Annotated in this window: 26 protein-coding genes; 25 read left to right on the top strand and 1 reads right to left on the bottom strand. The window is 50.2% G+C overall.

Annotated elements, in window-relative coordinates; all coding sequences use genetic code 11:
- From G6R28_RS03140 to G6R28_RS03100, 9 genes are all read left to right on the top strand, one after another.
- Complete coding sequence (locus G6R28_RS03140) at positions 1–867, top strand: PP2C family protein-serine/threonine phosphatase (protein WP_213792769.1); 867 nt, start codon at positions 1–3, stop codon at positions 865–867.
- Positions 867–2,681 (top strand): Stk1 family PASTA domain-containing Ser/Thr kinase, encoded by a 1,815-nt coding sequence (gene pknB / locus G6R28_RS03135; RefSeq protein ID WP_213792768.1) that lies wholly within the window; start codon positions 867–869, stop codon positions 2,679–2,681. Before G6R28_RS03140 ends, pknB begins: the two co-directional genes overlap by 1 nt.
- Positions 2,682–2,748: 67 nt before the next feature.
- Positions 2,749–3,666: a ribosome small subunit-dependent GTPase A gene (rsgA, locus tag G6R28_RS03130; protein WP_213792767.1), complete on the top strand. Its 918-nt coding sequence runs from the start codon at positions 2,749–2,751 to the stop codon at positions 3,664–3,666.
- 34 nt (positions 3,667–3,700) lie between these two features.
- The gene (gene rpe / locus G6R28_RS03125; protein WP_213792766.1) at positions 3,701–4,357 is read left to right on the top strand and encodes a ribulose-phosphate 3-epimerase; all 657 of its coding nucleotides are present in this window, start codon (positions 3,701–3,703) and stop codon (positions 4,355–4,357) included.
- Between the two features lie 62 nt (positions 4,358–4,419).
- A complete protein-coding gene (locus G6R28_RS03120) occupies positions 4,420–5,085 on the top strand; it encodes a thiamine diphosphokinase (RefSeq protein WP_213792765.1) in 666 nt (221 codons plus the stop codon).
- Entirely contained in the window at positions 5,085–5,402 is a 318-nt protein-coding gene (trxA, locus tag G6R28_RS03115) for a thioredoxin (protein WP_213792764.1), read from the top strand. Before G6R28_RS03120 ends, trxA begins: the two co-directional genes overlap by 1 nt.
- 91 nt (positions 5,403–5,493) lie before the next feature.
- A complete protein-coding gene (rpmB, locus tag G6R28_RS03110) occupies positions 5,494–5,694 on the top strand; it encodes a 50S ribosomal protein L28 (protein ID WP_010691569.1) in 201 nt (66 codons plus the stop codon).
- Positions 5,695–5,843: 149 nt separating this feature from the next.
- Complete coding sequence (locus G6R28_RS03105) at positions 5,844–6,203, top strand: Asp23/Gls24 family envelope stress response protein (RefSeq protein WP_213792763.1); 360 nt, start codon at positions 5,844–5,846, stop codon at positions 6,201–6,203.
- Positions 6,204–6,209: 6 nt separating this feature from the next.
- Positions 6,210–7,913, top strand: coding sequence for a DAK2 domain-containing protein (locus G6R28_RS03100; protein ID WP_213792762.1), 1,704 nt, complete (start codon positions 6,210–6,212; stop codon positions 7,911–7,913).
- Positions 7,914–8,017: 104 nt separating this feature from the next.
- Here G6R28_RS03100 and G6R28_RS03095 read toward each other — a convergent pair whose 3' ends face one another.
- Entirely contained in the window at positions 8,018–8,245 is a 228-nt protein-coding gene (locus G6R28_RS03095; protein WP_213792761.1) for a DUF4044 domain-containing protein, read from the bottom strand.
- Between the two features lie 152 nt (positions 8,246–8,397).
- On the opposite strand from G6R28_RS03095, the gene G6R28_RS03090 reads away from it, so the two are divergent.
- From G6R28_RS03090 to ileS, 16 genes are all read left to right on the top strand, one after another.
- Positions 8,398–8,694 (top strand): hypothetical protein, encoded by a 297-nt coding sequence (locus G6R28_RS03090; protein WP_213792760.1) that lies wholly within the window; start codon positions 8,398–8,400, stop codon positions 8,692–8,694.
- Between the two features lie 161 nt (positions 8,695–8,855).
- Positions 8,856–9,287: a division/cell wall cluster transcriptional repressor MraZ gene (gene mraZ, locus G6R28_RS03085; protein WP_213792759.1), complete on the top strand. Its 432-nt coding sequence runs from the start codon at positions 8,856–8,858 to the stop codon at positions 9,285–9,287.
- A gap of 50 nt (positions 9,288–9,337) precedes the next feature.
- On the top strand, positions 9,338–10,294 hold the full coding sequence (gene rsmH, locus G6R28_RS03080; RefSeq protein ID WP_213792758.1) for a 16S rRNA (cytosine(1402)-N(4))-methyltransferase RsmH: 957 nt from the start codon (positions 9,338–9,340) through the stop codon (positions 10,292–10,294).
- Positions 10,295–10,348: 54 nt separating this feature from the next.
- Positions 10,349–10,717 carry a cell division protein FtsL gene (locus tag G6R28_RS03075; RefSeq protein WP_213792757.1) on the top strand — a complete coding sequence of 123 codons (369 nt, stop codon included), beginning with the start codon at positions 10,349–10,351 and terminating at the stop codon, positions 10,715–10,717.
- A gap of 3 nt (positions 10,718–10,720) precedes the next feature.
- A complete protein-coding gene (locus G6R28_RS03070; RefSeq protein ID WP_213792756.1) occupies positions 10,721–12,862 on the top strand; it encodes a penicillin-binding protein in 2,142 nt (713 codons plus the stop codon).
- A gap of 3 nt (positions 12,863–12,865) precedes the next feature.
- Complete coding sequence (mraY, locus tag G6R28_RS03065; RefSeq protein WP_213792755.1) at positions 12,866–13,819, top strand: phospho-N-acetylmuramoyl-pentapeptide-transferase; 954 nt, start codon at positions 12,866–12,868, stop codon at positions 13,817–13,819.
- Between the two features lie 57 nt (positions 13,820–13,876).
- On the top strand, positions 13,877–15,235 hold the full coding sequence (murD, locus tag G6R28_RS03060; protein WP_213792754.1) for a UDP-N-acetylmuramoyl-L-alanine--D-glutamate ligase: 1,359 nt from the start codon (positions 13,877–13,879) through the stop codon (positions 15,233–15,235).
- A 3-nt stretch (positions 15,236–15,238) separates the two neighbouring features.
- On the top strand, positions 15,239–16,336 hold the full coding sequence (gene murG, locus G6R28_RS03055) for an undecaprenyldiphospho-muramoylpentapeptide beta-N-acetylglucosaminyltransferase (protein ID WP_213792753.1): 1,098 nt from the start codon (positions 15,239–15,241) through the stop codon (positions 16,334–16,336).
- 13 nt (positions 16,337–16,349) lie between these two features.
- Entirely contained in the window at positions 16,350–17,051 is a 702-nt protein-coding gene (locus G6R28_RS03050; RefSeq protein ID WP_213792752.1) for a cell division protein FtsQ/DivIB, read from the top strand.
- Between the two features lie 108 nt (positions 17,052–17,159).
- Positions 17,160–18,506 (top strand): cell division protein FtsA, encoded by a 1,347-nt coding sequence (gene ftsA / locus G6R28_RS03045; protein ID WP_213792751.1) that lies wholly within the window; start codon positions 17,160–17,162, stop codon positions 18,504–18,506.
- Between the two features lie 21 nt (positions 18,507–18,527).
- Positions 18,528–19,805 (top strand): cell division protein FtsZ, encoded by a 1,278-nt coding sequence (gene ftsZ / locus G6R28_RS03040; RefSeq protein ID WP_213792750.1) that lies wholly within the window; start codon positions 18,528–18,530, stop codon positions 19,803–19,805.
- A 13-nt stretch (positions 19,806–19,818) separates the two neighbouring features.
- The gene (locus G6R28_RS03035) at positions 19,819–20,265 is read left to right on the top strand and encodes a cell division protein SepF (RefSeq protein ID WP_213792749.1); all 447 of its coding nucleotides are present in this window, start codon (positions 19,819–19,821) and stop codon (positions 20,263–20,265) included.
- A gap of 10 nt (positions 20,266–20,275) precedes the next feature.
- Positions 20,276–20,536 (top strand): YggT family protein, encoded by a 261-nt coding sequence (locus tag G6R28_RS03030; protein WP_238479260.1) that lies wholly within the window; start codon positions 20,276–20,278, stop codon positions 20,534–20,536.
- 1 nt (position 20,537) lies between these two features.
- A complete protein-coding gene (locus G6R28_RS03025) occupies positions 20,538–21,332 on the top strand; it encodes a YlmH family RNA-binding protein (RefSeq protein WP_213792748.1) in 795 nt (264 codons plus the stop codon).
- Between the two features lie 28 nt (positions 21,333–21,360).
- Positions 21,361–22,095 carry a DivIVA domain-containing protein gene (locus G6R28_RS03020; RefSeq protein ID WP_213792747.1) on the top strand — a complete coding sequence of 245 codons (735 nt, stop codon included), beginning with the start codon at positions 21,361–21,363 and terminating at the stop codon, positions 22,093–22,095.
- 267 nt (positions 22,096–22,362) lie between these two features.
- On the top strand, positions 22,363–25,161 hold the full coding sequence (ileS, locus tag G6R28_RS03015) for an isoleucine--tRNA ligase (RefSeq protein WP_213792746.1): 2,799 nt from the start codon (positions 22,363–22,365) through the stop codon (positions 25,159–25,161).
- Positions 25,162–25,221 lie beyond the last annotated feature (60 nt).

Here is a 25,221-nt window from a genome sequence, read left to right as displayed (position 1 = left end):
ATGGCAATTGCCTACCAAAGTGACAAAGGACCGGCCAGGTCCGACAATCAAGACGCTGTCGGCGCTTTTTATAACCGCGCCGGCAATCCTTTAGTGCTGGTTGCTGACGGGGTTGCTTCGCAAGAGGGCTCGAAAAAAGCCGCTCGAATGGTTGTCGAGACCCTTGGTCACGCTTGGGAACAAGTGGCCTATGACGAAGAAACGAAGGTCAAGGCCTGGTTAATTCACCAGGCCGATTTGGCCAATCAGTCGATTCTTCTGGTTGGGCAACACGATCAGGAAGTGAGCCAGATGGCCACGACTTTGGTATTGGCAGTTTGCCTGTCGGATCGGGTCTTAGTTGCGAACGCCGGTGATTCCAAGGCCTACCTGTTGCGGAATAACCAGGCCAAGCAGCTGACTTTTGATCACACGGTGAAAAACGAGTTGGAGCGGCGGTCTGGTGAACCAATTGACCCGGATTTACCAGAGGCCGATTCGCTGACGCGCTACTTGGGTGTGAACAAGGAATTGGATTTGGAGTGGACGACTTTTGTACCGGATGAAGCCGATTGGCTCTACTTAACGTCGGATGGATTGGAAAAGGTCCTCTCGATTGACGAACAGGTGACGATCATCCAACCGGGGGTCAAACGCCCCGGGAACAATCCGGCACTGGGTTCTGTTCTAGATATCTCAGAGCGCCTATCGGCCTTGGTGAAAGCCGCCGTGGCTAGGCAAGTGCCAGACAACGTGACCGCTTTGTTAATGACGAACATGACCGATCACATGGCCTCGACCGGTCAGCGTTTGACGGTCCAAAACGATCAGCCGGTAAAGGCGGAAGAACTGGTCTTAAAGGATCGATTGAAAGGAAGGTTAGACTAATGGAAAAGGGAACGATGATTGATAACCGTTACCAAATCATGCGCCCCCTCGGAGAGGGCGGCATGGCCAACGTGTACCAGGCCTATGATACCTACCTGAAGCGTGATGTGACGCTGAAGATGATCCGTTTTGACATTAAGGATCAGCCGGAAGCCTTGCAGCGCTTTCAAAAGGAGGCCAAGGCGGCGACGACTTTGGTCAACGACCACATCGTCCAACTCTACGATGCCGGGGAAGCCGAAGGGAATCCCTACTTAGTCATGGAATACGTTTCGGGGATGGACCTGAAGAGCTATATTAAGGCCCACTTCCCAATTCCATACCAGGAAGTCGTCGATATTATGGAACAGGTCCTAGACGCTGTTACGGCCGCCCACAAGGCCGGTATTATCCACCGGGACTTGAAGCCACAAAACATCTTGATTGACGATCATGGTCAGGTGAAGATCACCGACTTTGGCATTGCCCTGGCACAAAATAAGTTTGGCCAGCCAGCCACCAAGGAACCGGTCATCGGCTCAATTCACTACCTGGCACCGGAAGTAACCCGGGGGCAAAGTGCCTCAGAAAAGTCGGACATTTACGCCCTCGGCGTCATCTTGTATGAGCTATTGACCAATCAGGTGCCCTACCAGGGCGACACGGCCGACCGGATTGCCTACCAGCACGCCGAAGTGCCGATGCCATACGCTAAGGACTTTGATCCACAAATTCCACAACCCTTGGAAAACGTCATTTTACGGGCCACGACCAAGGATGCCAAGGACCGTTACTTCTCAACGGAAGACATGGCTGATGATTTAAAGACAGCTTTGTCAAAGCGCCGCTCGGGTGAGGGCCGTTTCGTTCCCGAAGCCTCTGACGAAACCAAGTTGGTGACGCCGGACTGGAATAGTCACCCCTTCGTGGAAGATGATTTAGAGGATGGGGAAGAAGAGCCGAAGGACGATGTCGAAGAACGGATTATCGACTTTGGCCAGAAGGGCTATTCCGTTAAGGAGATTGCCGAACAGGTTGACCGAACACCGAAGTTTGTTCGCGAAGTCTTGGATAAGAACGGCATTAAGTACCGTTCGAAAAAGAAGTGGGCGGTCTTGGCTCTAATCCTCTTGGTCTTCGCTGGAGCAGCCGGCGCCTATGCCTATGCTCGTAACATGTACACGGCCGTTCCAGACGTTGCTAACATGACCGAAAGCAATGCGAAGAGTAAGTTGGAAGACGCCGGGCTGTCGGTTTCATCCACGTCTTCGACCAGTTCCAAGTCGATCGATAAGGGAGATGTGATTAAAGTCGTCCCTGGTGTTGGCCGTTCGGTTAAGAAGGGGTCATCGGTTAAGCTGGTGGTTTCTTCTGGAACCGACACGGTTTCAATTTCTGATTACACCGGCTGGGATTATTCAAAGGCGGCCAACCAGTTGACGAGCAAGGGCATCACCGTCAAGAAGAAGACCGAGGATTCAACGACAGTTCCTTCCGGTCAAGTCATCAGCCAGTCCGTTGATGCCGGATCAGAAGTCGACCCCGGTGATACAACCATCACGCTGACGGTTTCAACGGGGCCCAAGTCACTGACTTTGCCAGACTTGACGAACCGTTCGCAGTCAGACGTTGTGAACTGGGCTAACCAGAACAACGTTTCTTTGGCCTTTACGGTGGTTGATTCGGATAAGCCAAGCGGCACGATTGTTGGACAAGATCCAGCAGCTGGCTCAAAGTTCACGATTGATAAAACTTTAACACTGAAGATCTCGTCTGGAACGAGTGCTGCGTCTGCAAGTAGCTCGAGTTCAAATTCGACAATGAAGACGAATTAAGAAAAAGGACCTCTGAAGGTCCTTTTTCTTTTGCCTAGAAAACGGGTGCCCATGCTATAATATTCCTATGAAAACAGGACGGATTATACGGTCGTTGGCCGGTTATTATGATTTAATGCTCGAGGATGGTACGGTTGAACGGACCCGGGCGCGGGGGCAGTTCCGTAAAAACGGACAGAAGCCCTTGGTGGGCGACTGGGCCGACTTTGAGTCCGAGAACGGCGAGGGGTTGATTTGGGCTCTGCATGAGCGTGAGAACAGCTTGGTGCGGCCACCGATGGCCAATGTTGATTTAGCCATTGTCGTTACCTCGGTTGTCGAGCCAGCCTTCTCACAGAACCTGCTTGATCGCCAGTTGGTTGCCTTAGAGGCTGAAAAAGTCCACCCCGTCCTCTACTTTTCAAAGTTAGATTTGCTTTCTGAAAAGGAGCAAGCCGACTTTAAGGAAAAAGTGCGACTTTACGAGAAAATTGGTTATCCGGTCGTCTTTGCCGGTGATGATTTGAAGACCGCCTTCACCCCTCTGTTAAAGGATCAAGTTGTCGTTGCCATGGGCCAAACCGGAGCGGGCAAGTCCACGCTGTTAAACCAGCTGGCACCTGAGTTGAAACTGACGGTTGGTGAAGTTTCCCAGGCTCTTTCCCGTGGAAAGCACACGACCCGTCAAGTGTCACTCATTCCAGTGCCGGCCTACCAAACGTTGATTGCCGACACCCCGGGCTTTTCCTCCTATGAAGTCTTTGACTTTCCCGTGGAGGAATTGGGGGATTATTTCCCTGAAATTCGTGAAGCGGCGGTCAATTGTCGCTTCCGGACCTGCTCGCACTTAAACGAGCCTGGCTGTGCGGTCAAAGAGGCCGTCGAGCTTGGCACCATTAGTACCGAGCGGTATAATAGCTATGAATTGTTTTACCAAATTATTAAGGGTAAACGACCGGTCTATCAGAAAAACGCGACCAAGTGGAAGCAGGACCGTTTGAACTAGTTGATAAAACGGATTTTTAGAAAGAGGAAGAAACATGGCAGGAATTATTGCCCCATCGATTTTGAGCGCTGACGTAACGAAGTTGGGCGAGGACGTTGCCCTGGTTGAAAAAGCCGGTGCCAAGTACTTGCACGTTGATTTGATGGACGGCTCCTTTGTCCCATCAATGGCCTATGGACCAGCCTGGGTCAAGCAATTGCGCCCAATTACCAATCTGTTCTTGGACGTTCACTTGATGGCTGTTCACCCGGAAAACCACGTGGAGGCCTTGGCTGAAGCAGGGGCCGACTTGATTGGGGTTCACGTGGAAGCAACGCCACACATTCACCGCGTCTTGCAGATGATTAAGAAGGCCGGTGTGAAGGCCGAAGTTGTCATTAACCCCGGAACGCCGGTTTCGGCCATCGTGCCCGCTTTGAGCATGGTGGACCAGGTTTTGGTGATGACGGTTAACCCTGGCTTTGGTGGCCAGGCCTTCTTGCCAGAAATGACGGAAAAGATTAAGGAATTGGTTGTCTACCGGAACGAACTCGGCCTGGACTTTGATATCGAAGTTGACGGTGGTATTAACAACGAAACGGCCAAGTTGACGGCCGATGCCGGGGCCAACGTCTTTGTTGCCGGTTCTTATGTCTATGACAAGAAGGATCCAGCAGCCAAGGTTCAAACCCTTTTGGATGTTACAAAGTAAATGAAACGGCCCTTGGGCCAAGGCGGTCCGAATGATTTCGGCCGCTTTTTTTGGAGGATGCGATGCGAATTAACATTTTAGCCGGTGGCCCAAAGGAAAACTGGCCAGCTGATCTCTTTAAAGAACCCGGTGACTGGGTTGGTGCAGACCGAGGGGCGCTTTTTTTGATGGAAGAGGGGATTGAGCCGCTCTTTGCCGTTGGTGATTTTGATTCGGTGTCTGATGACGAGCGCCAGCGCTTGATCGCCTACCAAAAGGAACGTGAGATGACGACCTATCCGGCCCACAAGGATTACACGGATACGGCCTTAGCTGTTCGTTACGCCATGGCGGCCGGGGCGGATGACATTGTTTTGTATGGGGCAACCGGTGGTCGCTTGGATCATGAGTTGTCGAATTTGACGATTCCACTCCTGGATAGTTTTCTTCCTCAGGTCGGCTTTTCCTCTTTGGTTGGCCGTTTTAGCATTGTGGATTGCCGAAACACCATCAGCTATTTGGATGCCGAACACAACGTTGTGGAGAAACTCCCCGGCCACCATTATTTGGGTTTTATGCCATTAGGTATAGTCGATAATTTCTCGATTCTGGATGCTGAGTATCCTTTGACAATTAAGGAAAATAGCGGTATTATGTATTCATCAAATGAGTTTGTTGGGGAATTGGTACATGTTTCCATTGAACGGGGCATTGTGCTGGTCACCCAGTCAACGGATAGGAGGAGCTAATGGCAGTTGAAGCATTAACAGACGCAAATTTCGAGGAAAAGACCAAGACGGGTGTTTCCATTACCGACTTTTGGGCAACTTGGTGTGGCCCATGCAAGATGCAGTCACCCGTACTAGACGCTTTGGCGGAAGACGGTAGTTTCTCAAAGATTGACTTTTATAAGGTTGACGTTGATGAAAACAAGGAAACGCCGGGTAACTTTGGGATTCGGGCAATTCCGACCCTGGTTGTGATGAAGGACGGTCAGGCCGTTGAACGGTTAACTGGTTTTCACAATAAAGAACAATTGAGCGAAATTTTGCATAAATACGCCTAAATTCTTGCCAAAGTCGAAACCCTCTGGTAAAATTATGTATTGTTGATAAGAAGAGCAGGCACGCTGTGCGGCTCGGATAGGAGGGTCACACATGGCAAAAGATGCAATTAACGGTGCACGCACCCGCTTTGGTAACCAACGTTCACACGCCTTGAACTCAAGTCGTCGTAGCTGGAAGCCAAACTTGCAAAAGGTAACGGTTAAGATTAACGGTTCCGCACCTAAGAAAGTTTACTTGACTGCACGTACTTTGAAGGCCGGTCTTAAGAACGGCTCAATCGAACGTGTTTAAAAACCACTCCACTGGGTGGTTTTTTTATTTTTTCATGACTTTGCAAAGAATTTCGCTAAGTTGGGCTTTCTGCCCGCTCATGGTAAAATAGGATATAAGTAATTTGAAAGGAAAAGTGGAGCGTGCTACATGCTTCATGGACTTATGTGATGGCAATTAAAATTCGAACAAAGAACGGTGATGTCACAGTTGAAAACGATGTCATTGCCTCCGTTGTCGGTGGGGCAACCATCGCTAACCCCGGTGTGGTTGGCATGGCTTCTCGCTCTGCTTTAAAAGACGGTGTTAACCAAATCTTGAACCGCGAAAACTACGGCCGTGGGGTCGTGGTTTCCCAGGGCGAAAAAGGCCTAACGATTGATGTTTACATCGTGGTTCAACACGGCATGAAGTTGGCTGACATTTCGACTTCGGTTCAAGCCCGTGTGAAGTATTACCTAAACGCATACTTAGGCTTACAAGTACCCGAAGTGAACGTCATTGTTCAAGGGATTGAAACCGAGGATTAAAGTAAAATGACTGCAGAAAAAATTACCACCATTACGCCCCTTGTCTATGGGAAGATGGTGAACGCGGCCGCAGCCAAGTTGTCTGCTAACGCGGAAAACATTAATAAATTAAACGTTTTCCCTGTCCCTGACGGGGATACTGGAACGAACATGGCCTTGTCCATGGCTTCCGGTGCTGAATACGAACGTGAATCACAGGACCAAACGGTTGGCTTGCTTGCAAAGGCAACGGCTAAGGGACTTCTGATGGGTGCCCGTGGAAACTCTGGTGTGATTTTGTCCCAGATTTTCCGTGGAATGGCTAATTCGATGGCCGACAAGAATGACTTGTCCGCCCGCGACATGGCCGACGCCTTGATGGAAGCTGCCAAAGTGGCCTACAAGTCCGTGATGAAGCCAACCGAAGGAACGATCCTGACGGTTATCCGTGAGGCGGCTGCCGAAGCCGACCGTTCAGCTTCGGCAGGTGATGACTTGCCAAGCTTGATGGAAAAGACGATGGCTGCTGCCCAAAAGGCTTTGGACTCCACGCCCGACCTCTTGCCAGTTTTGAAAGAAGTCGGCGTTGTTGATTCCGGCGGCCAGGGCTTGGTCATGGTCTTGTCTGGCTTTTCAGAAGTTGTCTTGGGAACCTTTGACGAAAATAACTTGAAGGCACCGGATAACGCGGAATTGGACCAGATGGTTTCCAAGCTCCACGCTGGTGCTCAGGCTGATGAATCCTTGAACCCAGAAGACATTCAATTTGGTTACTGTACCGAAATCATGGTTGACTTGGGTGTTGGTACGACTTACGACCAGCCCTTTGACTATGACAAGTTCTACAACTACATCGCCGACAAGGGTGATTCACTCTTGGTTATTAACGATGACGATGTCGTAAAGGTTCACGTCCACACGGAAGATCCCGGTTCGATTATTCACTGGGGAACGGAATTTGGTTCCTTGCGTAAGGTCAAAATCGACAACATGCGCGACCAGCAACAGGCCGTTATCGACAAGCAAGAAGCCGAGGATAAGGCAGCCAACCAGGAAAAGAAGCAAGTTCAAGCACCTGAAATGGCGGTATTCGCTGTTGCTTCTGGTGAAGGGGTTGCAAAGCTCTTTGATTCCCTTGGTGTCTACAAGGTGATTACCGGTGGCCAAACAATGAATCCTTCAACGAAGGACTTCGTCGATGCCATTCAGGAATCCGGTGCGAAGAAGGCCGTGATTTTGCCGAACAACTCAAACATTTTCTTGGCTGCAGAACAGGCCAAGGATTTGGCCGATGTACCGGTAGCGGTTGTGAAGTCCCGTTCCATCCAGCAAGGCTTAACGGCCATGCTCGGCTATAACCCAGATGCCTCGTTGGAAGACAACGAAGCGTCAATGACGGAACAGTTGGCAACGGTTGTTTCAGGCGCGGTTACCCAGGCAGTTCGTGAAACGACTTTGAAGGGTCACGACATTAAGAAGGGTGACTGGCTCGGAATGAAGGACGGCGAGATCGTCGTTGTTGGCAAGCGCTTGGTTGAAACGGCCAAGTCCCTCCTGCAAGAAATGTGCGATGACGATTCTGAAATCGTCACGATCATTGCGGGTAAGGATGCCAAAGCCAAGGAAGAAAAGGCCTTGGAAGAAGCAATTGAAGAAATTGATGAAGACCTAGAAGTCGAAGTGCACAATGGTGGCCAAGACCTCTACCCATTCTTACTTTCAGTTGAATAAAGAAAAAAGACGGACAGATGTCCGTCTTTTTTTGTGGATAACATGGGGATTTTGCTCCTTTATCCAAAGAAAAAGCAGCGGAATTACCCGCTGCTTTCAATTGCTTAACGAAGGGCCGAAATGGCGGCGTAAATAACGGAGCCAGCCATGACGATTACCATGAAGAGGGACATGAAAAGGGTCCATTTTTGGTAACGGGTCTTCTTTTTCTTTTCAACGGTTGGCATTGGCCGCTTGCTTAGTTGACGGTTGACCTCGTCTTCCAAGGCTTGGTCGACCGTTTGGGCAACTGGCCGTTGTTCTTCAACCTGCTTTTGCTTTTTCTTCAACATATCCCGTGTTCTCCTGAATGTACTAGGGATATCTTACCATAGCCGGCTTTAAAATTGAAATTTTGCAAAGACCTTGATACAGTTAGTGAGAGGTGAATAAGATGGTTTGGTATTTTTGGGCTGGCCTGTGGCTTGCCGTTTTACTTTTTGTTATGATTTGGCGGTTTTTGTACCGCATGCTACCTGGTCTTTCCTTTATGGATTTGGCCGGTATTCCGAATTGGTACGCCTTTTACCTGATTGAAGGGGCGGCCTTTTACCGGTCGGATATACTGGTCTGTTTTGCACTGGCACTATTGGTTGCGGCTGTCGTCGCCTTTGTTCGAATGGGTCAAAACGGCTTAGACATTTTGCATTTTACCCATCTTTTCTGGCGTATTTCGAGTCTTTTTGCCATGGTTTTGGTCCTGATCACCATTCTGGCCGCCTTATTCATTCACGTTTTATAAAATTTAGGGAATTTCCCCCACTGAGCCAAATCCTTGTGATAACAAGGGTTTGGCTCTTTTTTATACCCTAGTTTAAAAGAATCTTAAAGAAAAGTGGTGAAAAGTGGGGGAATGTGGTAAATTGTATTTAAGTAATCCACAGAAAGGAGGAGTGGGCCATCATGTTCATGGGAGAATCGTCACACAATTTAGATCCCAAGGGACGGCTCACGATTCCGGCGAAGTTTCGAAACCAACTCGGTGAGACTTTCGTCATTGCAAAGTGGATGGAACATTCCTTGCGGGCCATGCCTTTGGACGTTTGGAATAAGCTCGAAGAGCAATTAAATAACTTACCAATCGGGAAGAAGGACGCCCGGGCTTTTAAGCGTTTTGTGATGGCTGGCTCCATGCAGGCCGAGTTTGATAAGCAAGGCCGTGTCATTATTGCGCCGAACTTGAAAGAACACGCAGAACTAGCAAAAGAAGTTGTCGTAACCGGTGTCGGGGATTCCTTTGAAATCTGGTCAGCTGAAAACTGGCAGGCTTACACGGAAGAAACTGCTGAGAACTTCGATGAAATTGCTGAGGGCTTGGTCGACTTTGACTTTTAGTCGAAAAGACGTCTTGATTGCTTGAAGAAACTGTGGAAGGGAGAACGACTATGACATTTGAACACGTGACCGTTCTCCAAAAAGAAGCGGTTGATTTACTAGCGGTAAAAGAAGACGGCATTTACGTCGACGCGACCTTAGGGGGCGGTGGCCACACCGGTGTCATTTTGTCCAAGTTGACCACGGGTCGGCTTTATTCCTTTGACCAGGATGAGGCGGCGATTGCCTTTAACAAGGAACAGTACAGGGATGAAATTGCGGCGGGAAAGCTCGTCTTGATTTTTGATAATTTTCGGACCTTGAAACGCTCGCTTGAAGCAGAAGGAGTTGAACGGGTTGACGGGGTCTTGTACGACCTTGGTGTTTCCTCCGTTCAATTTGACCAGGGCGACCGGGGCTTTTCTTATAACCATGATGCGGCCCTTGATATGCGGATGGACCAACGGCAGGAACTAACGGCCAAAACGATCGTTAACGACTGGTCCTTTAACGACTTGGTCCGGGTGTTGACCCGTTATGGCGAAGACCGTTTTGGCAAGGCGATTGCCCGAAAGATTGAACAGCGGCGGGAAGTACAGCCGATTGAAACAACTTTTGAATTGGTTGAAGTGATTAAGGAAGCGATTCCGGCACCGGCGCGCCGGCATGGTGGACACCCGGCTAAGCGTTCCTTTCAGGCATTACGCGTGGCCGTTAATGACGAACTAGGCGCTCTGGAAGATTCGCTTGAACAGGCACTTGATCTACTTGCTGTCGGCGGTCGAATTTCAGCCATTTCCTTTCAGTCCCAAGAGGACCGTCTGATTAAGCAGATGTTTAAGGAAAAGACAAAGGCGCCGGACCTGCCCCGCGGCTTGCCAGTCATGCCAGATGAAATGGCACCCGACTACAAGTTGCTGACACGCAAGGCCATTAAGCCAAGTGAGGCAGAACAAGAAGAAAACCATCGTTCGGCGTCGGCGCAATTGCGTGGCATTGAACGGGTAAAGGATGCAACAAAGGATTAATCAAGGTGCTGTTCACGCATTTGATTGATTACGATTAATGAAGGAGAGAACCAGATGGCACAAAACGCGTACCGTTATGAAAACGCAGCCAGAGCACTGCCGGCCCAACCAGCCCGAAAAAAGGTTAAAGTTAAAAAGCGCTATCAACCAGCCGTTTGGACGAAGCAAGAGCGTTCGCTCGTCATCGTCATGGCGGTGACGGTTCTCTTCGTGATGTTAGCGACCGTCTGGACAACGGTGTCCATGCAACGGGTCGATGCGAAGAACCAAGCAGTTAGCGAAAAGATCGACAAGGTCAAGGAAGAAAACGACTCCTACCGGGGCGATATTCAGACGAAGACCAACAAGGATAACTTGGAGAAGGTTGCGAAATCGGCTAACATGGAACAAAGCACGACAAACGTTCGCAACGTCAATCAATAAACTATGAAACAAAGTAAAAGACGACAACTCGGTAAGAAAATCACTGGTAATGCAAGGCTCTTCGGGGGCCTGCTCGGGCTCTTTGCCCTCATTATCATCGTGGTTATGGGTGGTCGTCTTTTTCAAATTGCCGGATTTAAATCCGTTAATAACCACGATTTGTCAGCCGCAACGCGGCTGACTTTTATGCAAAAGTCGACGGTGCCAGCCACTCGAGGGCAGATCCTCTCGTCAAACGGCTCCGTTTTGGCTGATAATTCAACGGTTTACGATATGTACGCTGTTTTGGACAAGAAGCAAAAAGTCAATGGCAAGCCGGATTACGTGACCGATCCCAAGAGCACGGCGGCCGCTCTGGCACCGATTTTGGGTGCGGATGAAAACGACTTGTACGAGCAGCTCTCGTCCAATAAGCTGCAGGTTGAATTGGGTACCAAGGCAAAGAACTTGTCCGTTGACCAATACAACCAAATTAAGAAGCTCAAGCTAACGGGAATTAAGTTTACGGCTCAGCCGGCCCGGTATTACCCCAACAACCGGATGGCCTCCCACATCATTGGCTTGACAAATTCGGTCACGAACAAAGTCGGCCAAAAGACTTTGAACGGTGTTTTGGGCATTGAAGCTTTCAAGAACACCACCCTTCGTGGTAAGGATGGCTTGACGACTTCGCTCGGGGCAGACGTTCAGCAGGACAAGAAGAATCAAGTCAAAAACGGGGACAACGTTACCTTAACCATCGATGAAAAGCTCCAGGCGACTTTGGAAAACCGAATGGACGTCCTTTATTCGGGCACCAAAGCCAAGTCGGCCGCGGCCTTTGTCATGGAGGCCAAAACCGGTAAAATCGTGGCGGCTACGCAACGGCCAAACTTTGATCCAAACACTCAAGACGGTTTGTCCGATGCTTGGGAAAACATGCTGAACCAGGGAGCCTTCGAGCCGGGTTCAACCATGAAAACCATTACGTTGGCAGCCGCCATTCAAGAGAAAAAGTGGCAGCCGGACAGCACCTACCAATCGGGAACGTTGGACATTAACGGGCAGAAGGTTACCGATGCCTTCGGTAACAATGCGGGAACATTGACTTATCGTCAGGCCTACGAGCGTTCGTCAAACGTTGGTTTTGCCAAAATCGAGCAGTCGCTTGGGGCAAAGACTTGGAAGTCCTACATCGACCGCTTCCACTTCCTAAAGAAGACCGGCATGGAATTGCCAAACGAGCAGGCTGGCTCGATTTCCTTTGAACAGCCAATCGATCAGGCCAACACTTCCTATGGTCAGGCCATTCGAACGACCCCGGCCCAAATGTTGCAGGCCTATTCGGCCTTTGCCAATAAGGGAACGATGGTTAAGCCCTACTTGGTGCAAAAGACGACCGATCCCTTGACCGGTAAAACGACGTCGACCGGCAAGACGACCAAAGTCGGCACACCGGTTTCAGCATCAACGGCCAAGGAAGTCCTGAAAAACATGGAGGGCGTTGTCAACGCCGACGATGGTACGGCCAAGCAGTACTCGCTTTCCGATGCTGGTTATCAGGTTGCTGCTAAAACCGGAACGGCCCAGATTGCTGAAAACGGGAAGTATTTGGATGGCCTAACCAACGCCATTCACTCGGTGATGGCCCTCGTGCCAGGCGATAACCCACGTTACATCATGTATATCGTGGTTCGCCAGCCACAAGTCTTCCCGGATGCCAACATTCAGATTACGTTAAACAACGTCTTCCGGCCGGTTATGCTGCAGGCCTTAAACGACGGAGATAGCACGGTGAAGTCAGCAACCAAGACGATTCAAGTGCCAGACGTTCGCGGACAAGAAATTGAAGCTGCAAGCAAGACGTTGACGGATGCCGGCATGAAAGTCGCCACCGTTGGTTCCAAGGGAAAAGTCACCGCCCAATCAATTAAGGGTGGCCAATCCGCTGTAAAGGGCCAGCTGGTCTTGCTGTCTGCAAAGGGGAGCACGACGGTGCCGGACTTTAGCGGCTGGAGCCAAAACGAAGTTTTGTCCTGGGGATACCTAGCGGGTGTTAAAATAAAGTTGTCGGGTTCTGGTTATGCCGAGAAACAGTCGGTGAAGGCTGGAACGGTGATTAAGAACCAACAATCGATCGAATTGACATTTAAAGAGAAGGATTAGGGAATGCTGGTATTAGAATTTCTATTGGGAATGGCTTTGACGGCCGTCGTCATGCCCACTGTGATTAAAAAGTTGAAACAAAGCAAGGAACAGGCGGTTATCCGCGTGCTTGGACCAGATCATCAGGCCAAGGCCGGAACGCCCTCTTTGGGTGGGGCCGTCTTTGGTTTGGTAACACTGCTGATCGTCTTTTGCCTGCCAAGCACCTATCAAAACGGTCACTCGCTCACCACGATTTTAGCCCTAGCCGTCGGCTTTGGTTCCTACGGTCTCATTGGTGCGGTCGACGACGTGTTGAAGCTAGTGCACCACGCCGATGACGGCTTTGCCTTTAAGCCTAAGCTTTTGGCACAAACGCTTTCAGCCCTCTTAGTCATGCTCTTGCTCTGGGCCATGCGGGTACCGGCCGGATTGAACCTGCCTTACTTTGGCATCGTTCACCTAGGCTTCTTCTACATCATCTTCCTCTGGTTCTGGTTGGTGGGTTGGTCAAACGCAACCAATTTGACTGACGGCCTGGATGGCTTGTTAACAGGCTTAGCCTTGATTGCTTACGGGGCTTATACGCTCATGGCCATTCGTGCCGAAAACTGGGCCATGGTTTCATTCAATGTTGTGCTGATGGGGGCCCTGGTGGGCTTCTTACTCTTCAACAAGCCCAAGGCTAAAATCTTTATGGGGGACACGGGTTCCTTGGCCATCGGGGCCGGGCTAGCCGTTGAATCTATTCAACTGCACGCGGTGATTTCCCTCTTGTTGATTGGCTTGATTTTCGTGATTGAAACCCTGTCTGTAATCATTCAGACGATTTCTTATCACTTCTTCAAAGTCCGCGTCTTCCCAATGGCACCCATCCACCACTCCTTTGAAAAGTTTGGTTGGACGGAATGGCAAATCGATGCGGCCTTCTGGCTCTTCGGTTTGCTTTCAGCGGCCTTGGCGCTCTGGATTTTTTAAAAAAAGTTTTTCATGGTGGGTTAACCACCGTACATAATGGATAGAAGAGGAAGTACTATGACAGCCTTAGATTTTAACGGTAAAAAGGTATTGGTTCTTGGTTGGGCCAAGTCAGGCCGGGCGGCGGCCAAGCGACTGGTTGAACTGGGCGCTAAAGTCACGGTGGCCAATCGTGACGCCATCAAGGACGACCAAGATGTGACGGACTTGAAAAAAGCCGGTGTTCACTTTGTTGAAAACGATCAGGCCGAAGCGCTAGCAGCTGATACGGACTTCTTGGTCAAAAACCCGGGGATTTTTTACAATCACCCAATCGTTGAAAAGGCCGAGTCACTTGGCCTGCCTGTCTTGACCGAAGTGGCCGTGGCTCTGTCAACCTTTACCGGCCGCTTAATTGTCGTGACTGGTTCGAACGGTAAGACCACCACGACTTCCCTCTTAGGGGCCATGTTGCAGCACGATGCCAAACAGGGCAAAGTCGTCATTGCTGGAAACATCGGAACACCGGTTTGTGCGGTTGTTTCTGACTTGGGCAAGGAGGACACCCTGGTGCTCGAGCTGTCGACTTTCCAATTGGTGGGAATCCCAGAGATTCAGCCTGACATTGCCGTGATTACCAACATCTTTGCCAACCACTTGGACTTCCACCACAACCGGGATAACTACCTGGCGGCTAAGGAACGAGTGGCCATTCACCAACGGCCGGACCAAACCCTGATTCTAAACGGAACGGGGAAGGACACGCCCGCCATCAAGGCCCTATCAAAGGCCAAGGTTTTGACCTTTAACCCCGATGATCAGCAGGCCTTTGCTCATGAAAGTCAGGGTGACTTGGTCCTAGACGGCCAAAAGCTGATGCCTTTTTCTGACGTGAAGTTGGTCGGTCGGCCAAACTTGGAAAACGCCCTGGCCGCAACGGCGGCAGCGACGGTTGCCGGCTGCAGTCAAGAAGCCATGAAGGCTGTCTTGACGACTTTTGCAGGGGTTAAGCACCGCTTGGAATACCTCTTTAAAGAAAACGGTGTGATTTACTACAACGATTCCAAGGCCACCGACATTGAAGCCACGCAGGCAGCCTTGTCCGCCTTCAAGCAGCCAACGATTCTCTTGGCCGGCGGCTTGGACCGAGGCGATGACTTGAATCGCCTAGTGCCGGACTTAAAAAACGTTTATCAGGTGATTGCCTTTGGCCAGACAAAGGACAAGGTGGTGGCCATGGCCGAAAAAGCCAATCTTCCGGTTGAAGTGGTTGAAAACGTGGAAGAGGCAGCCCCATTGGCCGTCAAGATGGCCAAGCCTGGTGACGTTGTTTTGCTGTCACCGGCCGCGGCCTCTTGGGATCAGTACCCAAACTTTGAAATTCGTGGCGACAAGTTTGTTGCCGCATTGAAAAAAGCCCTAGGAAAGAAGGATTAAGCCATGAAAGTCATGCTCTCTGGTGGCGGCACAGGCGGCCACATCTACCCAGCCTTAGCACTGGCAGACATTATCAAGGAAAAGGAACCGGAAACGGACTTTCTATACGTGGGGTCCTTCCGCGGTGTTGAAAAGAACATTGTGCCAAAGACGGGGATGCCCTTCAAGCAGTTGGAAGTGCAGGGCTTTAAGCGCTCGCTTTCAATGGATAATTTTAAGACGGTCTGGCTCTTTTTGAAGGCGGTGAAAGAGGCCAAGAAGATCATCAAGGACTTTCAACCAGACGTTGTTGTTGGAACCGGCGGTTACGTATCCGGTGCCGTTTTAAAGGCGGCCCAAGAGCTGCACATTCCAACGGTCATTCACGAGCAAAACTCAGTTGCTGGTATCACCAACAAGTTCCTGGCGAAGGGGGCGACAAAGATTGGCATTGCCTTTCCAGACGCTGCCGCCTTCTTCCCAGAAGGTAAGACGGAACTCATCGGAAACCCCCGGGCCCAGGAAGTGGCCAAGATGCAGTCGGACTTTTCATGGACTAGCTACGGCTTATCCGATGACAAGAAGACCCTGTTGATTTTCGGCGGTTCCCAGGGTGCCCCGGCCATTAACTTGGCGACTTTGGAAGCCATTCCCGCCTTTAACGACCGCGACTATCAGGTTGTCTTAGTTGCCGGTCCCAAGCGGATTGATAACTTCATGCGCCTCTTGAAGGAGCAAGGAAAGACTTTGTCCGACCATGTCAAAGTCCTGCCCTACATTGAGAACATGCCGGCCGTTATGCAGAAGGCAACGGTTCTGGTGTCCCGTGCTGGAGCCACGTCGATTGCTGAATTAACAGCCCTTGGCCTCCCAGCCATTCTCGTTCCCTCACCATTTGTCACGGGTGATCACCAAAGCAAGAACGCCAAGTCCCTGGTTGATGCCGGTGCGGCTTTGTCGATTAAGGAACCAGATCTAAACGGTGAAAGCTTGGTGAAGGCGGCCGATGCGCTCTTGCAAAACGATGCGCAGGCCAAGGCCATGCAGGGTCAGTCGAAAAAAGTCGGCATCACCGATGCCGGTGACCGATTCTATTCATTGATTAAGAGTGTGTTGAAGTAAGGGAAATTTTGTCGTGCAAGAAGAAATGCCAAGATTGACAAAAGAGCAAGTCAAAACCAGTGCCTGGTGGGCCCTGGTCTTTTTTGCTGTTCTCTTGCTTTTATTGGCCTTCTGGCAGCCCTGGCAAAAAATCACCAAAGTCACGGTTGATTCAGGGAACATTCCAACCGAAACAATCGAACGAGAGCTTGGCATTGGTGAAGGGGCCTACCGTTACCAGGTGGTCCTTCAAGAAGGTTTCTTAGCCAACAAGTTAAAGCAGCGTAATAGTAAAGTTTCACAGGCGAAGTTACAGTTGTCCGGTAGCCATTTAACGGTGACGGTGGCCGAAAAAATCAACGCGGGCTTTGTGCAAGAAAACGGTCGTTGGTACCAATTGGATTCAAACGGGAACCGCCAGCGGGTGAAGACACCGGATGGCCGTGGCCCGGTCTATCAAGGCTTTAAATCGCAGGCTCGCATCAAGGCGGTGGCTCGAGCTGTTTCATCCCTGGACAAAGTCATCCGTGATGATATCGGTGAAATCCGCTTTGCTCCGGACAGCAATAACGACAGCAAATTGATCTTAGTCATGAATGATGGCAACACCGTTTATGCGAGTCAAAAGACGATGGCTGAAAAGATGCGCTACTATTCTGGCATTGCCCAATCGATGAACCAAAACGGGGTCATTGATTTGCAAATTGGCTCCTACTCATACAGCTATGGTTCATAGACAAAATTCGTCAATAAATTCATTTGAAAGCCTACCGGACCGGCCTTCAATATGTTAAGATTATCTTTAGGTTTAGTTTAAAAATTTTTAATTAAAGGGGATACGTGCATGACCCAAGATGGCGTGATAGTTGGATTAGATATCGGCACAACCATGGTAAAAGTGGTTGTCGCTCAAAATAACGGTGGTCGATTCAACGTCATTGCTACGGGGTCAGCCGCTGGAGCCGGTTTGAAGCGTGGGGTGATTGTTGACATCAACAAGACGGCCGACGCAATCAAGCAGGCGATTTCCCAGGCTTCTGCCAAGGCCAACGTGGCCATTGAAGAAGTCGTGGTGGGCTTGCCCGCCAACCAAGTCAGCATTCAGAGGGTTTCTGGCCTGGTCTCCATTGAAAATCAAAATAAGCAAATCACGGGCCAAGACGTTGTTAACGTCACCACCCAGGCCTTGAACTCCCTGTCATTGGCTGAAGAAACACCGGTCGAATTCCTGCCTTCCCAATTCATTGTGGACGGCTTTGACGGTATTAAGGACCCAACCGACATGATTGGGGTTCGCTTAGAGGTGCAAGGACTGGTTTATTTGGCACCAAACAAGGTGGTCGATGGCATTAAGACGGCGGTCAAGAAGGCCGGCTTGTCAATTGCAGCCATGGACCTGGCACCAATGGCTCTGGCCCCATCCTTCCTATCGGATGCTGAGCAGAACTTTGGCGCCATCTTGATTGACTTGGCTGGTGGTCAGTCGACGGCTTCGGTCATTCACGATCACAAGGTCAAGTACATGACGGTTGACTACGAAGGTGGCCAGTCGGTCACAAAGGACATTTCAACGGTCTTGAGTATTTCAACTGACGAAGCTGAAGCGGTCAAAGTCAAGTACGGATCAGCCGATCCAAAGCAGGCATCGGCCGAACAAATCTTTTACGTGGACGCCGTTGGCCTTTCCGAAAAGAAGCCGGTCGACGAACGCTACCTGTCTGAGATTATGGAAGCCCGTTTCGATCAAATCTTTGATCGCCTAGGCCAACAGCTCGACAGCGTCGGCGCTGACGACTTGCCAGGTGGCTACATCATCACCGGTGGTTCCGCCGCAACACCAGGGCTTCTTGCAAAGGCCCAGGAACACTTCGGTGAAAACGTGCAGGTGGCCCGGCCAAACCAAATTGGTTTGCGCCACCCATCCTTTGCACGGGCCCTGGCCTTTGCTTCCTTCGAAGCCTTCCAATCCGACTTGCAAAAGTTGATTAAGGCGGTCCTGATGGGCAAGCAAAGTTACCAGGCACCCGTTGCCGAGCCCTATCATCAACCCGATAAGAATGACCGGGTCATTCAGGCACAAGAGGACGATGACGACTTTTACACGGATGAAGAGGAAGCAAAAGACGGTCTCTTCAAGAGGATGAAGACTTCTTTGACCTCATTATTTGCAGAAACAAACGACGAAGACTAACCATTCCAAAGGAGTATTTTCATGGACTTTACAATCGACGAAACGCAGGCATCAACCGGCGCGGTAATTAAGGTCATCGGTGTTGGTGGTGGTGGATCAAACGCCATTAACCACATGATTGAAGATGATATCCAAGGTGTGGACTTCATCGTGGCCAACACGGACGTCCAGGCTTTGGACAAGTCTTCTGCAAAGGAAAAGATTCAAATCGGTCCGAAGTTGACCGGCGGACTCGGTGCCGGCTCAAACCCCGAACGGGGAGCCAAGGCGGCCGAAGAATCACAAGAAGCCATTGAAGCGGCCTTGAAGGGCGCCGACATGGTCATCATTACCGCCGGAATGGGTGGCGGAACCGGTAACGGAGCCGCACCTGTTGTGGCAAAGATTGCCAAGGACATGGGTGCCTTGACGGTGGCCGTTGTGACCCGTCCCTTTGCCTGGGAAGGCCCTAAGCGTTCAAAGTACGCTGCCGAAGGCTTGCAAGCTTTGTCCGAACAAGTTGATTCATTGGTTGTGATTACCAACGAACGCTTGAAGGACCAAATCGACTTGAAGTTGCCAATCATCGAAGCCTTTAAGGTTGTTGATGACGTGGTGGCTCAGGGTGTTCGTGGTATTTCTGAATTGATTACCAACCCTGGCTTCATTAACTTGGACTTTGCCGACGTGAAGACGGTCATGGAAGATGCCGGACCTGCCCTGATGGGTGTTGGAACGGCCACTGGTGAATCCCGTGCGGTTGACGCTACCCGTTCAGCCATCTCATCACCACTGCTTGAAGTGGACATGACGGGGGCTTCCGAAGTGCTCTTGAACGTGACGGGTGGTGCAGACCTCTCCGTCTTTGAAGCACAATCTGCTGCCGATGTGATTAACCAAGAAGCTGGTCGCGACGTGAACGTGGTCTTCGGAACTTCCGTTGACATGGACATGAACGACGCCATTCGTGTGACGGTGATTGCCACTGGCTTGCAGGACGGTAAGAAGCGTCCTGCTGCTAAGCCAGCACAACCAACGGTTGAAAAGTCAACACCACAGGCGGCTGCTAATGAAACTGCCAATGGGCAGGCTGGTCTCTTCTCCCGTTCGGCATCTGATGGTGCCGAAGGCGTTGATGCCAAGAACGATCCCTTTGCGGATTGGGACATTACGACTAAGCAAGCACCCAAGCAGGATGAAAAGCAGTTCGATGGTGTTCAAAAGCAGGCTTTTGACCCCGTTGAACCAATCAACCAAAACATTGATCTTGACCTTTCGTCAGAAGATGACGATCAGCCACCTTTCTTTAAGAAACGCTAAGAAGGAGTAAGCCATGGCTTTTGATAAAATTAAAACGCTGTTTTCTGGTGATGATGATTACTATGAAGACGAATATGAAGAAGTGCAAGAAGAAGCGCCGGCTGCTCAGGCTGAAAAGCCTAAGAAGTCCATGGCCGCTGTAAAAAAGCAGCCAAAGAACACGTTGAAGCAAGCACCAGCTACTGCAGCTGACGCTCGCATTGCACTTTTTGAACCCAAGGTTTACGCGGACTCACGGGCCATCGCCTCACAAGTTATTGAAGGCGACGCCGTTATCGTGAACTTCTCCCAATTGGAAGAAGAACCTGCCCGCCGCATTCTGGACTACATTGGTGGTGCGGTTTACGCTGTTGACGGTTCAATGGAACGAATTGGTGAGAAGATTTTCTTGCTGACACCAGCTACTTACGAAGTGGCCGGTTCAATGAGTGAAAACTTGGATAACCAATCACGGTACTAATATGTTACTCATGATGGTTTTCGTCATTTTGCGCTATGCGATTCAACTTTATTCCTTTGCGCTGGTGATTTACATTCTAATGTCCTGGTTGCCAGGCCTTTACCACACTTGGTTTGGCCGGGAGCTAGGCAAGATAATTGAACCCTATCTTGGGCTCTTTTCTTTTATCAAGCCACTTGGCTTTTTGGATTTAAGGCCCCTGATTGCCCTTTTGGTTTTGCAGGGGATTGAAGACTACTTGCTGCCAATGCTTTTGGCCCTGGTTTTCTAAGATGGCGGCCAATCAAGCAGTTGCTCAGCACTTTGCAGAAGAGGAAGGGCCCTTTATTGCCCAAGCGCTCGACTGGATTGAAACAGCTGCAAACGATTATCGTTTGGTTTTGACGGATTTTTTGAATCCTAGAGAACGGCATATCCTGACCATCTTAATCGGTGACCGAACGGATATCAAAGTCTCTGAAAACGGCGGGTTTGATCGATCGGAAAAGGCCCGGGTCGTCCTTGCACCAGAATTTATGGTGATTGAAGACAGCGACTTTGACCTAGCAATTTTGGAGCTTTCCTTTGCCAAGAAATTCGTTACTCTGCGCCATAAGGACTTGCTCGGAGCCTTCCTTGCGGCCGGCGTTGACCGGGCCACCTTCGGTGACATGGTAGTCGATGAAGCGGCTGGCAAGGCGCAGGTTGCCGTGCAAAAACGTTACATTCCCTTTATTCGTCAAGAAATTGATCAGATTGGGAAGGTCGCGGCCAATTGGCAGGAAGTTTTGCAATCTGAGGCTCTCGTCAAAGAAGAGGAGGGGGAGGAAGTCTTTCTGCTCTTGCCTTCGCTTCGTCTAGATGCCGCTGTGGCTACGGCCTTTGGCCTTTCAAGAAGCCAGGTTAAAGACATGGTTGAAGGTGGCTTGGTCGCTGTTAATTGGTCGAAAGAAACCGATGGGACGAGAAGCATTCGCTTAAAAGATGTGATTTCCGTTCGCAAACAGGGACGAATTTCTCTGCAAAGCTTGGCAGGACACAGTAAAAGGGATAAAATAAAGGCAGTTTTTCAAATCATTCGACGATGAATAGAATGAGGGAGAGAGGACGAATAAGATGGCATTAACACCAGATGAAATTTTGAACCACGAATTTACGCGGAAGGGTTCACGTGCATACGTGGCTCGCGAAGTGGATTCTTTCTTGGACGAAGTCAATAACGATTACCGTGCCTTGATTGCTGATTACGAAGCTTTGCAAAAGAAGAGTCGTCAGCAACAAGAACACATTGACGAGTTGGAAGGTCAAAAGAACCAGGTGAACGAATCAATCATGTTCGCTCAATCCGCTGCTTCACGCTTGCGTTCCGAAACGGAAGAAGAAGTGAAGTCACAGTTGGAAAAGGCGCAGCAAGAAGCCAAGGAGATGCTCGACAACGCCCGCACAAAGGCCGAAGAGGAATCAAAGCGTTTGGCTCAAGAAAACGTGGACTTGGTTAACGAGCAAAACCGCTTGCGCGAACGAGTTGCTGCCTTTAAGAACTCCTTCCTCTCCTTGTTGGATGACCAAAAGGCCCTCCTTCAAGAAGATAAGCTGGCTGAAGCAATCGAAGCCTTGCCTGAATCAATGATTTCACAAAAGGCCTTGGATAACATTGCTAGTGAAGATTCTGAAGAAACGGTTGAACTGCCAACCGATTTGAAGGAAATTCCTGACTTCGCTAAGGGACCAATTGAAAAGAAGGATGCCGCTGTTCCATCCACTACCGAACCGGCTAGTAAAGTCGATGCGGATACGGAAAAGCCAGCGGACCCAACGGTCGTTGTTTTCCCTGAATCAGAAGAAAAATAAGTAAGTAAACGTGAGACGCGTTTCATTCTTGATATTGCAAGCGAGCCATGTCCGGTGAAAGATGGCCAATCCCTCAAGAAGGAAATATCACTAACGTTTTCCCGCTGCTGAACCAAGTAGGCAACGGCGAAGGGCAGCCCGTTAAAGCTGCATCTAAGCACTGGTTTTGACCAGTGGAAGAATAGGTGGTACCACGTTCGTTCGTCCTGTTTGCCCGAGAGGGTAAACAGGACTTTTTTATTATCATTGTTTAAAAGGAGAAAGCCCATGAAGTACAAAGACACCCTGAACTTAGGAAAAACTGCATTCCCAATGCGTGGTTCACTGCCAAAGACGGAGCCGGAACGTGAAAAGGTCTGGTTTGAAGAAGACCTTTACGGCCAACGCCTGGCGCAAAACGAACAAAAGCCACACTTTAACTTGCACGATGGCCCTCCATACGCGAATGGAAACATTCACCTTGGCCACGCCTTGAATAAGATCACCAAGGACATCATCGTTCGCTACAAGAACATGTCTGGCTTCTACGCGCCATACGTGCCCGGCTGGGATACGCACGGGCTGCCAATCGAACAACAGTTGACTAAGGCCGGTCATGACCGTAAGGCCATGCCGAAGGCAGAATGGCGAAACTTGGCCAAGGACTTTGCCTTGGAACAAGTGGCCAAGCAAAAGAAGGATTTCAAGCGCCTCGGTGTTTTGGCTGATTGGGACCACCCTTACATTACCTTGCAACCGGAATTCGAAGCCGCTCAACTGCGTGTCTTCGGTGATATGGCCAAGAAGGGCTACATCTTTAAGGGGGCGAAGCCGGTTTACTGGTCATGGTCATCCGAATCTGCCTTGGCCGAAGCCGAAATCGAATACCACGACTTGAAGTCAACGTCACTCTTCTATGCCAACCAAGTCAAGGATGGCAAGGGCGTCTTGGATAACGATACCTACCTCGTGGTTTGGACGACGACGCCATTTACGGTCACGGCCTCGCGTGGTGTGACGGTCGGGCCTGACTTTGACTACGTTGTTGTAAAGCCTGCTGGTCAAGACAAGAAGTACGTGGTGGCCAAGGACTTGCTTGAAACAGTAGCACCAAAGTTTGGCTGGGAAGACTACGAAGTCTTAGAAGAGCACAAGGGTGCTGAACTGGAAAACATCACGGCTTACCACCCGTGGGACAAGGACGTCGCTGAAGTGGTCATGGTTGGCGATCACGTGACCCTTGATTCCGGAACTGGTTTGGTCCACACGGCCCCTGGTTTTGGTGAAGACGATTACAACGTTTCAAAGCCTTATGGCTTGGAAGTGGCCGTTACCGTCGATGAAAAGGGAATGATGACCAAGTCAGCCGGACCTGACTTTGAAGGCCGTTTCTACGATGACGTCACTGGAACGGTGATTACGAAGTTGCAAGAGGCGGGACTTTTCTTGGCAAAGGAAAGCATTACCCACTCCTACCCATTTGACTGGCGGACGAAAAAGCCAATCATCTGGCGTGCCGTGCCACAGTGGTTTGCGTCAATTGACAACTTCCGTCAAGACATCTTGGACCAGTTGGACCAAGTTAACTTCTATCCAGCATGGGGTCAGAAGCGTCTGCACAACATGATTGCCGGGCGTGGTGACTGGGTCATCTCCCGTCAGCGTGTTTGGGGTGTGCCATTGCCAATTTTCTACGCCGAAGACGGCGAAGCCATTTTGGATGCCGATGTGATTGAACACGTTGCCCAATTGGTTGAAAAGCATGGTTCAAACATCTGGTTTGAAAAGGAGGCCAAGGACCTCTTGCCTGAAGGTTACACGAACGTCCACTCACCAAACGGAATCTTCAAGAAGGAAGAGGACATCATGGACGTCTGGTTTGACTCCGGTTCATCATGGAACGGGGTCTTACGTCAGCGGCCAAACTTGGACTTCCCGGCCGACCTTTACCTGGAAGGTTCCGACCAGTATCGTGGTTGGTTTAACTCATCTTTGATCACTTCCGTTGCCGTAACCGGACAGGCACCATACAAGAACTTGCTCTCCCAAGGCTTCACTTTGGATGGTAAGGGAAACAAGATGTCCAAGTCCCTTGGAAACACGATTTCTCCTGCAGAAGTCGGTGACCAACTCGGAGTTGAAATTCTTCGTTTGTGGACCATCTCTGTTGATACCTCGCAGGATATGCCGGTTTCACAAGAAATCTTGAAGCAGGTGGCTGATTCCTACCGGAAGATCCGTAACACGATGCGCTTCCTCTTGGCCAACACGTCCGACTTTGACTACAAGAAGGATGCCGTGGCCTTTGCTGATCGTGCCGCACACGACCAGTATGCAACGGTTGTCTTGAATGACTTGATCAAGGGTGTTGAAGACGCCTATGACAACTACCGCTTCAACGATGTCTTCTCTAAGTTGATTAACTTCATCAACGTTGACTTGTCCGCCTTCTACTTGGACATCGCCAAGGACGTTGTCTATGTTGAAGCACCGGATTCAAAGCTGCGTCGTTCCATGCAGACGGTCTTCTACGAAACGTTGCAGGCTTTGACCAAGTTGATCTTGCCTGTCTTGCCACACACGGCTGAAGAAATCTGGTCTTACATGCCAGACGATTCAACGAAGTTTGCCTACTTGCAAGACATGCCAGAAGCCATGGTGATTCCAAACGCGGAAGACATCAAGGAAAAGTGGCAGACAATCTTTGCCATCCGTTCAGCGGCTAACAAGGCCATTGAAGCGGCCCGTTCGGCTGATCTGATTGGAAAGAATGCCGAAGCCGCCATGGTCTTGTACCTGTCAGACGAACAGCTTGCAACCATTGAAGCGCTCGGCTTGGACTTGCGCTTGATCTTGATGGTTTCACAACTCGATCTGAAGAAGGCAAGTCAAGCTGCGGCCACTGTGCCAAGCTTCGACGATATTCAAATTCAAGTGGAGAAGGCCCGCGGTGGTTTGTCACCACGTGACCGTCGCTACCACGAGGACTTGGGGGCTGATGCAGCCTTCCCAGAATTGGCAGCTTATGAAGCAAAAATTGTTCGTGAATACTACCCAGAAGCTGTTGACGATGGCTTTGAAAAGTAAGTTCTTGGTCGACTTTTGCTAAAGTAAAATCAAAATTAAAAGCATGTCAAGTAAAAGTAC

The organism is Fructobacillus papyrifericola, assembly GCF_018437235.1.
Classification (GTDB): domain Bacteria; phylum Bacillota; class Bacilli; order Lactobacillales; family Lactobacillaceae; genus Fructobacillus; species Fructobacillus papyrifericola.
The sequence above is the reverse complement of the archived record's forward strand: the minus strand, read 5'-3'. Positions and strand labels throughout refer to the sequence as shown.